The sequence below is a fragment of the Exiguobacterium sp. s123 genome (assembly GCF_018617075.1).
GTDB lineage: Bacteria > Bacillota > Bacilli > Exiguobacteriales > Exiguobacteriaceae > Exiguobacterium > Exiguobacterium profundum.
Map to the genome: position 1 here is coordinate 201,709 of NZ_JACSJL010000001.1, position 11,518 is coordinate 213,226.

The 11,518-nt window shown below is 43.3% G+C and carries 13 protein-coding genes; all 13 read right to left on the bottom strand.

Features of this window, described 5'->3' with window-relative positions; genetic code table 11:
• Positions 1-152: 152 nt before the first annotated feature.
• The 13 genes from KNO72_RS01040 to KNO72_RS01100 all read right to left on the bottom strand — a co-directional run bounded on the left by KNO72_RS01040 (position 153) and on the right by KNO72_RS01100 (position 11,400).
• Positions 153-1,241 (bottom strand): amidohydrolase, encoded by a 1,089-nt coding sequence (locus KNO72_RS01040; protein ID WP_078146806.1) that lies wholly within the window; start codon positions 1,239-1,241, stop codon positions 153-155.
• A 16-nt stretch (positions 1,242-1,257) separates the two neighbouring features.
• Positions 1,258-1,602, bottom strand: a complete 345-nt coding sequence (locus KNO72_RS01045; protein WP_078146805.1) for a DoxX family protein — start codon at positions 1,600-1,602, stop codon at positions 1,258-1,260.
• A gap of 56 nt (positions 1,603-1,658) precedes the next feature.
• Positions 1,659-2,924 (bottom strand): S1C family serine protease, encoded by a 1,266-nt coding sequence (locus KNO72_RS01050; RefSeq protein ID WP_214757073.1) that lies wholly within the window; start codon positions 2,922-2,924, stop codon positions 1,659-1,661.
• A 111-nt stretch (positions 2,925-3,035) separates the two neighbouring features.
• Positions 3,036-3,854 carry a fumarylacetoacetate hydrolase family protein gene (locus KNO72_RS01055; protein WP_214684392.1) on the bottom strand — a complete coding sequence of 273 codons (819 nt, stop codon included), beginning with the start codon at positions 3,852-3,854 and terminating at the stop codon, positions 3,036-3,038.
• A gap of 54 nt (positions 3,855-3,908) precedes the next feature.
• A complete protein-coding gene (gene nrdG / locus KNO72_RS01060) occupies positions 3,909-4,364 on the bottom strand; it encodes an anaerobic ribonucleoside-triphosphate reductase activating protein (protein WP_074037124.1) in 456 nt (151 codons plus the stop codon).
• Entirely contained in the window at positions 4,342-6,192 is a 1,851-nt protein-coding gene (locus KNO72_RS01065) for an anaerobic ribonucleoside triphosphate reductase (protein WP_214731366.1), read from the bottom strand. Before KNO72_RS01065 ends, nrdG begins: the two co-directional genes overlap by 23 nt.
• A gap of 191 nt (positions 6,193-6,383) precedes the next feature.
• Positions 6,384-7,214 (bottom strand): formate/nitrite transporter family protein, encoded by an 831-nt coding sequence (locus tag KNO72_RS01070; RefSeq protein ID WP_041918029.1) that lies wholly within the window; start codon positions 7,212-7,214, stop codon positions 6,384-6,386.
• A gap of 316 nt (positions 7,215-7,530) precedes the next feature.
• Positions 7,531-7,743 carry a hypothetical protein gene (locus KNO72_RS01075; RefSeq protein WP_143404758.1) on the bottom strand — a complete coding sequence of 71 codons (213 nt, stop codon included), beginning with the start codon at positions 7,741-7,743 and terminating at the stop codon, positions 7,531-7,533.
• 133 nt (positions 7,744-7,876) lie between these two features.
• Positions 7,877-8,242 carry a hypothetical protein gene (locus KNO72_RS01080; protein ID WP_012726162.1) on the bottom strand — a complete coding sequence of 122 codons (366 nt, stop codon included), beginning with the start codon at positions 8,240-8,242 and terminating at the stop codon, positions 7,877-7,879.
• 310 nt (positions 8,243-8,552) lie between these two features.
• Entirely contained in the window at positions 8,553-9,182 is a 630-nt protein-coding gene (locus tag KNO72_RS01085) for a hypothetical protein (protein WP_214757074.1), read from the bottom strand.
• Between the two features lie 169 nt (positions 9,183-9,351).
• The gene (locus KNO72_RS01090; RefSeq protein WP_214684400.1) at positions 9,352-9,636 is read right to left on the bottom strand and encodes a barstar family protein; all 285 of its coding nucleotides are present in this window, start codon (positions 9,634-9,636) and stop codon (positions 9,352-9,354) included.
• 160 nt (positions 9,637-9,796) lie between these two features.
• On the bottom strand, positions 9,797-10,255 hold the full coding sequence (locus tag KNO72_RS01095; RefSeq protein ID WP_214757075.1) for a hypothetical protein: 459 nt from the start codon (positions 10,253-10,255) through the stop codon (positions 9,797-9,799).
• 497 nt (positions 10,256-10,752) lie between these two features.
• Positions 10,753-11,400, bottom strand: coding sequence for a 50S ribosomal protein L25/general stress protein Ctc (locus KNO72_RS01100; protein WP_214684403.1), 648 nt, complete (start codon positions 11,398-11,400; stop codon positions 10,753-10,755).
• Positions 11,401-11,518 lie beyond the last annotated feature (118 nt).

Sequence of the window (11,518 nt, forward strand, 5' to 3'; positions counted from 1 at the left end):
TTCCCCGTTGTTTTCATCTAACTTCCTCCCCTATAGCGAAAATTCAGAATTGTCGTTATATTGTCGCTAATAACGTTATGATAGCGCTTACAAGGAGTGGATGCAATAAAAAAATGAGTGGACAGACATCTGTCTATCCCACCCATCTTGATTTATGTTGCTGCAATCCGGAGCGCATCCGCGAGCAGGCGTGCCCCATCTTCTAACGCGTCACGGTCAAACGTCATATGCGGATGATGAAGACCTGGACCTAAATCAGCGCCGATGCCAATCATCGTTGCATCAAGTGACGGTTTCTCGACGGTATAAAAATGAAAATCATCGCTACCTGACGTGACGATCCGTTCAACGAGAGCCGACTCACCGAAGCGTTTCTCAATCGCTCGCTTGGCGATTTGGCTAGACTCTTCCCCAACGACGGCTCCCGGTGTAAAGTCTTGCCACTCCCATTCAAGTTTCACACGATGAAGCTGGCCGACCTGGAGTAACATGTCTTCGACACGATTGCGCAGTTCGAGCAATTCTTCATTTTGTTGGGCACGGACGTCAATCGAGAACGTCGCATTTCCTGGAATGATGTTCATGTTGTCACTCCCGGCGTGTACCTTCGTCAACTTGACAGAGTGCGGCTCAAACGGTGACAAGTAAATGCTTTTAAGCATGTGTTGAATCGTGAAGATGACATCGAGTGCGTTTTGTCCTTGATGTGGTCTCGCACCATGCGCATCATCCCCAATGACCTCTCCCTTTAAGAAGAAGGCAGCACCATGTTGAATCGCCGCCGCATATTGTCCCCTTTTCAACTCTTCTTGTGGACGTAAATGGATTCCGAATAGTTGCGTCACGTCCTCTAACGCCCCTCGTTCGATCATGGCGAGCGAACCATTCCCTTGCTCTTCGGCAGGTTGGAAGATGAAACGGATTCGCTTTTGTAACGTTTCGTCTTTCAACTGTTCGAGCGCACCGAGTACCATGCTGATGTTCGCGTCGTGCCCACATGAATGGTTCGCTCGAAACGTACCGTCCACTTGTTGCCATAACGCGTCGATATCGGCGCGGACCGCAATCACTTCTTCTCCCGATCCAATCTCCGCGATTACTCCGGTCACGTCCTCAAACGTTCGATGGGGAATCGACCAGTCTGATAAGATGGATGCGATTGTTCGAGTCGTCTCGACTTCTTTCCAACTGATTTCTGGATGAGCATGGAAATGCTCAAACCACTTGAGTACGCTTGTCATATGTATCTCCACACCTTTATATTTTTTTGACACCTTTGATCAAAACCCATTGAAGCGGGAGTCGTCCCCATGTAATCCATTTCGGAATGACCTTCCCACCGATTCTAGATGGCTTGACGGCCATGTTGATATTTGCCGGGAAGACGGCGATAAAGAATGCCGGTAGCGTCCGTTTCACGAACGATGTTCCCTTGTTGAGTAAGAGCATCGCCCCGAACACGACTTCAACGACTCCGCTTAGTTGCACCATCAGTCGGCGGAACGGCCAAGATTTCGGAATAATCGACATGAACGCCTTCTCTCTTACAAAATGTAAAATTCCTGCCCCGAATAGTAACACCCCATATAAATTTCGTACCATAACTCATCCTCCTTTTGTATAAGCATAGCAAAAAAGGCGGGCATATTGCCCACCTTTTACAATGCAGAACCGTTCGCATTTTGAATCTCGACTTGAACCGTCTCCGTTTTTCCGTCCCGGATATATTCGATGTCGACCGTTCCGTCCGTATCGCGAATCAATTCACTACGGAGGTCGATGAACGAGCTGACGTCTTTGTCATTGATTTTCACGATGACGTCACGTGCCTTAAGACCCGCTTTCGCAGCTGAACTATTTTGTTGCACTTCCACGATGATTGTTCCCGCCGTCACCGATTCAGGCAAGTTGATTTGTTCCGTCAAGTAACCTTGAGGGAACTCTGATACGTCACGAAGTGAGACGCCGAGTGACGGATGATTCACTTCTCCCGTCTGTTCGATTTGATTGATGAGCGGAAGGGCGATGTCGACTGGGATTGAGAATCCGACTCCCTCGACTTCTGCTGTCGCAATTTTCATCGAGTTGATTCCGACGAGTTGTCCTTCTTCGTTGATTAACGCACCACCTGAGTTACCTGGGTTGATGGCCGCATCCGTTTGAATGACCTCGGCATTGAAGTCGGCCTGTCCGTTCTCATCCGTATCGACGGGTACGAGGCGTGACGTCGATGAGACGACACCGCGTGTCACGGAGTTCTCGAATTGTCCAAGCGGATTCCCGATGGCGATGACCGTTTGACCCGGTTTCAACTCGCTCGATTTGCCGATTGAGATGACGGCCGGTACTTTGTCAGCGTCCACTTTCAAGACGGCCAAGTCATACGTCGCGTCACTTCCCATGAGTGTCGCTTCCGCAGTCGTTCCGTCATTAAAGGTGACCGTCAGCTTGTCCGCTCCGTTGACAACGTGATGGTTCGTCGCGATAAATGCCGAGTTACCTTCTTTTTTATAGATGACACCTGATCCGACTCCAGCCTCGACCGCCTCACTCGAGAAGCCAGTTTGGGCGAAGTTGTTCACGGTGACGACTGCAGGTTGAGCGGTCGCGACGGCATTCGTGACCGAAGAATCGGATACGTTCGATGACGTTTGGACCGGAGTCCCTTGCGAGGTCACGTTCGTATCACTCACCCTCGTAGCCGGTTGGTCGATAAACGGATATGCGATTGCGCCCGTCAACAACGCCCCGATGACCCCACCGACAAGTCCCGGGAACATACGGCTGACGAATGACGGTTTTGTTTGTGTTCGTACCATTGTCTCTTCTCGGTTGGATGAACCGAGTTCTGTATCTAACCAATCTTTTTGTTGCTCTGATTCATGTAATTGATCGCGTTCATTTGATTGATCGTGACGATCCATAATGATTCATCTCCTCTGTGTTATCTTCTACCCTTACTATAACGAAGAGGAACACTAATTTATAAAATGATAAATGAATTACAAGATTCTTCACATTTTACGTCATTTCATTCAGACAATCACATTTCTTAACGTACCGAGACCTTCAATCGTCACTTCGACCGTGTCTCCCGTTTGTAGATACGTCGGTGGCGTCATCCCGTGCCCAACTCCGGCTGGTGTACCCGTCGCGATGACGTCGCCCGCTTCGAGCGTCATGCCTTTCGACAGTGTACGAATGAGTTCATCAATCGGACGAATCATATCGGCTGTCGTCCCATCTTGACGCGTCTCCCCATTGACACTTGTTTTGATTTGGAGAGGGAACTGGAGCTCGTCCGCTGTGACGACGAACGGTCCCATCGGACAAAACGTATCGAACGACTTGCCACGGAAGAATTGGACATGTTCTTTTTGCACGTCTCGAGCCGTCACATCGTTTAGAATGGTGTAACCGAAAATGTGCTCCTCGACCGCTTCGATGTCTCGTCCAGACTTGCCGATGATGACGGCGAGCTCACCTTCATAGTCAAGTTTTTCCGTCAATTCAGGATGACGCTCAATGACCGCTTCCGGACCGACGACCGAGGTCGGTGCTTTCGTGAAGATGACGAGTTTCCCTGCTCCTGCTGTATCCATCTCTTTCACGTGTTCTTCGTAGTTCTTGCCGATACAAATCACGTTTTTCAATGGACGGTACGGGGCGAGTAGTTTCACATCCGTCATTCGGTATGAGGGCGCCACGTCCAAATCGATATCTGGTTCGAACTCACGCGCGATCACTTCTAGTAAATTTGTCGTATGTACTTGATTGCTGACATCGTAGACGAAATCGCCTTTGACAATCCCCACTCGTTGCTCTTCCTGCATCTCAAAACTACACCATTTCATTAAAACTCCCCCTTTTTCATCATTATACAAAAAATCGAGACATCTCTGCCTCGATTATACTTTATTCAAAAAGATGATTCGTTGATTACTCGATCCTCGAAAACGAAGTCCCATATCTCGTAGCGACTGCTCGTAACGACCGTCGACGAGCACATCGGCGTAGTCCAACACGGTTTGAATCGCTTCGTCATGCATCGCTTCCAACTGTTCGAGCGTATAACCCGTATACACCCACACATTTTTACCGAGCGACTTACATGCCGTGACGAGTTTTGCTAACGCTGACGATTGAAGAAACGGTTCGCCTCCAGAAATGGTCACCCCGTCCCAACCACTGAGCTTGACGCGCTGAACAAGTTCCTCTACTTCGACATCCTCACCCCCGGTTGGATTCCACGAGGAAGGATTGTGACACCCTTTACAGTGATGCGGACAGCCAGCAGTAAAGATGACCGTCCGAATCCCCGGTCCGTCAACGACGGATTCTTCAACGACGGATAGAATGCGCATCATGTTTCACCCTCGCCCGCTCTTCTTCTCGCTTCGCCGTATTCCAACGGTTCATCGTCCCGACCAAATAACCGGTGATGCGGCGGATTCGTTCAATGTTTGTATCCTCGCCACACGTCGGACAGGCATCGTCAATCAGTCCTTCTAACCCACAATTTCCGCAACGATCGACCGGATGATTGATGGAACCGTAGCCGATATCATGCTGTCGCATCAAGCGGACAATCGATTCCACCGCTTCCGCATTGTGGGCAAGTGACCCATCGACTTCGACATATGAAATATGTCCCGCGTCACACAATGTGTGATACGGTGCCTCGATTCGGATTTTCTCACGAATTGATACAGACTGATAGACCGGCACGTGGAATGAATTTGTATAAAAGGCACGATTAGTGACACCTTCAATCATCCCAAACGTTTCCTGGTCTCGCGTCACAAATTTACCTGACAATCCTTCTGCCGGTGTCGCGAGCAACGAAAAATTCAAGTCGTACGTTTCGGCTGCCGCACGCATGCGATTGGCCAAGTGCGTGACGATATCGAGACCGAGTCGTTCCGCTTCACGCGACTCAGCATGTGTACCTCCCGTCAACACCTTCAACGTTTCAGCGAGTCCGATGAACCCGAGTGAGAGCGTTCCTTGTTTCAGCACATCTCGGACTTCATCATGAATATGTAACTGCTCACTTCCACGCCAGACCCCTTGTGTGTAGAGGAAACGGAATTCTTCAGCGCGACGCGTACATTGATACTCGAAACGCTCAATCAACTGTTCGATCCCGATGTCGACATAGCGGTTGAGAATGCGGTAAAAATCCGAGATCGACTCCGAGATCAGTGCCATCTTCACCAAGTTGAGTGTGGAAAAGGAAAGATTGCCACGACCGATCGACGTCTCTTCTCCGTGTCGGTTTCCCATGACCCGAGTGCGACAACCCATGTACGCCACTTCAGATTCATGTGTCCCATCATAGTAAGCGGCATTGAACGGGGCATCGATGAATGAGAAGTTCGGAAATAACCGTTTGCCTGTGACCCGACACGCTTCACGGAAAAGATCGACGTTCGGATCGTCCTCCCGAAAGTTGATTCCTTCCTTCACTTTAAAGATTTGAATCGGAAAAATCGGAGTCTCTCCGTTCCCTAACCCACGTTCCGTGGCACGAAGTAACTCTCGAATGAGGATACGTCCCCACTTTGATGTGTCCGTTCCATAATTGATCGAAACAAAAGGCACTTGCCCGCCCCCTCGTGAGTGCATCGAGTTCGCATTGTGGATGAACGCCTCACACGCCTGATACGTCGCCGAAATCGTCTCTTCTTCCGCGAGTGTCTCCAATTGCGTTTCTTCCCAGTCAACGGGTAAGGATTGAAGTCGGCTCAGTTGACGCTCATATGTCTTCTCGACATACGGTGCCAAGTCGACGTCAAACATTGGGAAGGCCTGCCCCCCATGCTGCATGTTTTGATTCGCTTGAAGGATGATCGACGCGAGTGCCATGGCAGAGCGAATGTCCTTTGGCGACCGGATCGTCCCATGTCCCGTATGGAAGCCGTCTTTCAACAATTGACCGAGTGGAATTTGACAACATGTCGTCGAGCCTGTGATGTAATAGTCGGCATCGTGCACGTATAAAAAGTTATCAGTGACGGCTTGTTTTGACCGTTCCGACATCAAATACGTCTGCGATAGTTCTTTCGACACTTCTGAAGAGAGTCGTGCTAGTTTTCCGAGTGGGGATTTCCCGTCCACATTCGCATTCTCTTGTACCAAGTCTTGGTCTGGTAAGACGCAGACGTCCTCATACAACTGCAGTAATTTCAAAACGCATCACCTCACTATATATGGATTCAAAACATTCATATTCGTTTTAAGAATCCTATATATAGATTATGGCATGTGTTTTTCTCGATGGTCACGAGTCGATATTGTGACAGTTTACGTGTGATCATACGATAAAAAAGAGCCTCGTCTTCGGTAAGACAAGGCTCTACGTTATATGTGACAAACATCATTTATTTAACCGCTTTTACAACTTTTAATTCGACTTCTTCTTCTAATTCTTGTGCTTCACGGAGACCTTTCGAGTTCAACCACGTATAGATGGCTCCCATGAAGAGCGCTCCACCGATGATGTTACCGAACGTCGCAGGAATCAAGTTATGAATCGCACCTGCCATGCTGATCGTCTCAGGGTGTGGGACGACGAGCGTCAAGGCGAACAAGACGAAGTTGGCGATGACGTGGTCGAATCCTGAAGCGAAGAAGACCGCGACAAGGAAAATCATCGAGAAGATTTGAGCGAACTCATTTTTCATTTGTTTCGGTAAGAAAATAGCGAGACAGACCATCCAGTTACAGAAGATGGCGCGGAAGAAAATTTCAACCGTCGTATGATGCATTTTACTCTCAACAACGGAGAACAACCAGTTGTTCATCCCGAGTTCTTGGATGACGCCAGTCGGTGCAAGTAGTAAGGCGAATAGGATTCCCCCGAGTGCGTTCCCGACGAAGCAGAGCAACCAGACGAGCATCGTGTCGCTGAGCGTCGTATAACCACGAAGCGTCGACGTTGTGAAATACATCGTATTTCCCGTGAACAACTCAGCTCCCCCATAGATGATCATGACGAGCGCGATCCCGAACGAGAAGCCTCCGATGAGTGTCGTGAACGGAGATTCCGCTAAATACATACCGTTGACGACTTTCAACGTGAAGATTGAGGCAAAGCCGATAAAGATCCCGGCTAACATTGCCCGTAAAAAGTATTCCATTGGACGATAATGAATCATTTGCGAGGAAGCCTGTGCTTTTTTCCGTAATGATTCGAGTGCATGGATTTCCATTGATGCCATGTCACAAACCCTTCTTTCTGAATAATTAAATAGGAAAGTATCAGTTCGAATATGTGAAATCATTAACAATATAAACTGTACAGTCTCTGTTGGCAATCCTGTCTTGCATGAATTGACAGAGTGTTCACATCGTAATCGTTTACATATGGCGGATTTGTGACAAAGAAAAATTCTCCCTATTTTCGGGAGAATAATAAGACAAAGTTTATGAAACCAATCGTTCAAATAAGGGAATAATTCTTTTTCATGAGTTCATCAAATGTTAATTTTAATCTTTACTCTACATGAAGCGTTTCATGATTAACAATCAAAAGTTGTCCACTCCTACAAAATCTCCTAGCACATCTTCATAACCCACGACTGCAAAGTCTTGTTTTGTGAACTCTTCTAAATCTCCAAACTGACTTTCTAATTCATCGTTCGGTAGAATACAAAGATATCTATTCAATCCTTCGACCTGATCCAGCAGGATTGCCTTTTCTTTAACAGGTAAAAGCGATTGTATCGATTTGTATGACATATAATACACCTCACTCAATTTTATGAATTGCATTGTAATGTTCTTCTGTAATCACTACATTTTATGATAGTTCAATAAATATATATTAACTGTCTCTTGGTCGACTATTGCAATTCAGACATTGTAAATTTTATCAGTGATATTCCTTTCCGATTCTTATCTTAGTGAAATGAATTTCAGCGCTTGCTGGAGGGAAAATCAAATTACATACAAATACCTCTGTTTCTTCAAGTACATAGCTTGTTATACTAACATCATGCATAAAATAGGGGAGCTGTAATCTGCTTAATTCTCTTACAGGCACTATTCGATCGTCGAGTGGAGCAGATATGTCTACTTTTATACAACCTAAAAATTCAATCTGATGGTGATAATTTTCATTTTCTTCTTCGATTATTAGTAAAACTTCATCTCCAAAATAACGGCAATCGAATCCTAAAACGCGCGCATCCCAGTAGTATATTTTTTCGATTTCTCTTAATATTTCCTGAGCTTTCATTTTTTCACCTTCTGTATGGAATATGTGCTGCTTAACTACGTGGCTTCACAAGTTTTAAATGGTTTTAATAATTTTGATTGTATAAATGAACATCATGATACAAAGCTATATGATCTGGCTAAATTTACTCTTATTCTAACTCTACGGACTGTATTTCTCACATCGATAAACCCGCTATTATCAGTTTATATAATTCTAACAAAGAGTCATCATGAGTAGACCCCCAAACCTCATCATACATATCATTTTTCATAGTATCTATGTAACTCGACTATGCGTTAAAACATGCTCAAACTGAGGCCCTCATAATTCATTTTTCGTTTAAATAATCTATGTAAAATTTTTGAGGTAAATTCTTTGTTAATTCTTCAATAGATTTATATTTTTTTTCATTAGAAAACAAAATAAACCCAAGTCCATCTCCATCTATTTTAATAAAAGAAGTTGGTAGACTCATATCAATTAAAGGTACAAATTGAGTTCTAGAGAACAGCCACTTACCATATTTCTTTAAAGTGAAATTCAATTTATCTTTAAAGATAATGTTATAAAACCCATTTTGAGCAGACATCCAGTACGTTTCGTTAATCAAAAACCTTAAATCTTTTTCGTTTTCTATTTTTGCATTGCAGTAATAAATAGAATTCTCATCCCCAGAGCAATAGTTCATAGAATATTTAATTTTCCTTGAATCCATTTTTTCAACCATCTCATTATCCTGATTTATATTTTTAGATAATATAAATGTTATGACTATTGGATATACGTTTTGGTAAACCAAAAAATCAATTAAAGCTTTTTGGTTATCGATAATAGTTAAATCATCATAACTAGTGATCTCATAAACCTTTTTAATTTCACCTATAATGAAATAATTATCTAAATTATCTTCAATCTGCTCTAATAGACGCTTCCTTTCAATAATTGTAAGCTCTTGCATAGCGATCACCTTTGATTTTTCAGTTTAAAGACCTTGTAATTTAAATCAGCTGTTTTTTCTATTAATTTTTATGATGGTCGGGGACTATAAAAGTTATATTGAAAAATTAGTGATTGTGAAATGGTTACTCTCTTATAGACTTGCTTTATATACTAGTAAGCAAATTAGATTACAAGAAAACAAAATGACAATGTGAAACATAATGTTCTTCGTTATACTCTTCTAAACACATTTTTAAACACTTAGCATCCTCACTTAATTTCGTTTCAAGCAAAGAATATCCTATGAAAGTGATTTGATCAGGAAAAGTTATATAATCCACATCAGTAATGACATCCCAAAAGGCATCCCAATTTTCGCCGTAATGATCAGGAAGATGAAGACTTTCTTTTAATATCTGATGTAGTTCCGATGAAGAAGTAATGTTACTTAAATCGATATATAAATGCGACATATATTGTCTCATCTCCAGCATTTATCTTATTAATCATCTAAGATTCATTAAGTTATGAAAAAAATTCATTTAATAAGTTCCAATGAGTTTTTCGTGTCTAATATTTATGCCAATACTTATTATCACTCAACATTCTCAGTCATAAATCAATTAAACACACTCATCGCAATACGAACATTGTGATGTATAAGTCTCCATCATCTCGAATCAATTGGACTTGGAAAGGAATATTATTATACCTCTCTTTCAAGCTAATTTTCCATTGCTGACAAAGAGTCTCTGCAAAAGCTTCAATTTGATTATTTTGACTATAACTATCGACATCATTTTTCTTATTAATAATGAAGAAATCTTTAGGCTCGTACAAATTTACCATCTTTTCAATGGAGGACAAATCTGCTCCAAATTCTTCTTTCCAAACTTTATATGAACTAAGAGATAAACTGTCTTTAAAAAAATAACAGTTCTCATGACAGATTATTTCTGGATTGAAAAATTTTAAAAAAGAAAGAGCGTCTTCAATACTATATTTGTAATTTACGAAACTCCACCAAGTAAACTCTTCTCCATTAACTTCTCGAAATTCTATAAATTCTTTAATTAAATCGTTAGAAAACATTATAATCCCCTTTCTCAAGTTCAACTATTCTATCTGTCTTTTTCCGATTGATTCTTTCTAAATCCCTACTCGTCGAGAAGAAATCTAACAACAAAGTCATACCCCCGATAGCAGACATAAATCGAAATAAGGTACGAAAGAACTCATATAGAATCGTGGCGCCTCTATTAGTAACCAGACCACAATCAACTGAATAGCCTTTAAGACACCTGAGATGATTATAATCGAGTCTAAAGATACCTCAATTTGTTTTTCTCTCAAATTATCACAAATTCCTTCACCTAACATTATGAGCCCTTTCGATTCAACTTATCTAAGTTTTAAGTGCCTTGTTTATTCCATGTATAAGTAAAAGGTAGCCATAACATTCTCACCATTTTGATAAACTTTTCTATATTGCAACATTTCTAAAAATGTTCGTAAAAAAAATGTTGATTAATAAACAAAGGAGCATCGCCCCATCTAGGGACGATGCTCCTCTGATTTAATCGAATTGCTTATTCTTTATCCTCAGTCGATTCTTCTGTTTCTTCAGAAGATCCTTCAGAAGCTTCTTCTTCAGTTGAACCTTCTTCTGATTCTTCCTCTTCAACTTCTGCAACCGGCTCATTCACAGAGGCGATGTGCATATCTGGTTCCGAGACAATCGTGTACGATTTGTCTTCTGGAAGATCTGCTACCGTCACCGAATCACCGATTCCAAGCTCTGAGACATCGAGTTCGATGCGTTCTGGGATGTTGGCAGGTGTCGCAGCGACCGTCACTTTATAAAGTGACTGGGCGAGATATCCGCCTTCTTTGACGCCTTTCGCGTCGCCAACAAGGACGATATCCGCTTCGACTTCTGTCTCTTCATCCATCTTCACGGCCATGAATTCGACGTGCTGATAGAAGTTTGTGAACGGGTCCGTTTCCGATCCGTGCACGAGCGTATTGATTTTATTTCCATCGTAATGGAGTTCAATCAAGGCATTGTCACCATGGTCTCGGAGAATTTTACGAAGGTCCATCTCGTCAAACACGATTGGTGTGCTGTCTACTTTGTAGCCGTAGACGACGCCTAACGCTTTTCCTTCGTTACGCAACTTCGTGCGTAGTGATCGTGGGCGTAATTCTCGTTTTGATACTTGAAGTTTGTTCGTCATTTTCTTTTCCTCCTACATGGATATACATTTCATGTCGACATCTTGAGGGTGAGGCAGTGAAAAAGCCACCTCTCAACCTCGATGCGTTGAGTGACATGTGTATAGTTTTCCCATGTGG

Bases quoted from the DNA above. Each gene is read 5' to 3' on its own strand.
- KNO72_RS01075 (WP_143404758.1), bottom strand. From the start codon at position 7,743: ATGTCATACAAATCGATACAATCGCTTTTACCTGTTAAAGAAAAGGCA.
- KNO72_RS01095 (WP_214757075.1), bottom strand. From the start codon at position 10,255: ATGTTTTCTAACGATTTAATTAAAGAATTTATAGAATTTCGAGAAGTT.
- nrdG (WP_074037124.1), bottom strand. From the start codon at position 4,364: ATGCGCATTCTATCCGTCGTTGAAGAATCCGTCGTTGACGGACCGGGG.
- KNO72_RS01100 (WP_214684403.1), bottom strand. From the start codon at position 11,400: ATGACGAACAAACTTCAAGTATCAAAACGAGAATTACGCCCACGATCA.
- KNO72_RS01090 (WP_214684400.1), bottom strand. From the start codon at position 9,636: ATGTCGCATTTATATATCGATTTAAGTAACATTACTTCTTCATCGGAA.
- KNO72_RS01055 (WP_214684392.1), bottom strand. From the start codon at position 3,854: ATGAAATGGTGTAGTTTTGAGATGCAGGAAGAGCAACGAGTGGGGATT.
- KNO72_RS01050 (WP_214757073.1), bottom strand. From the start codon at position 2,924: ATGGATCGTCACGATCAATCAAATGAACGCGATCAATTACATGAATCA.
- KNO72_RS01070 (WP_041918029.1), bottom strand. From the start codon at position 7,214: ATGGAAATCCATGCACTCGAATCATTACGGAAAAAAGCACAGGCTTCC.
- KNO72_RS01080 (WP_012726162.1), bottom strand. From the start codon at position 8,242: ATGAAAGCTCAGGAAATATTAAGAGAAATCGAAAAAATATACTACTGG.
- KNO72_RS01085 (WP_214757074.1), bottom strand. From the start codon at position 9,182: ATGCAAGAGCTTACAATTATTGAAAGGAAGCGTCTATTAGAGCAGATT.
- KNO72_RS01045 (WP_078146805.1), bottom strand. From the start codon at position 1,602: ATGGTACGAAATTTATATGGGGTGTTACTATTCGGGGCAGGAATTTTA.
- KNO72_RS01040 (WP_078146806.1), bottom strand. From the start codon at position 1,241: ATGACAAGCGTACTCAAGTGGTTTGAGCATTTCCATGCTCATCCAGAA.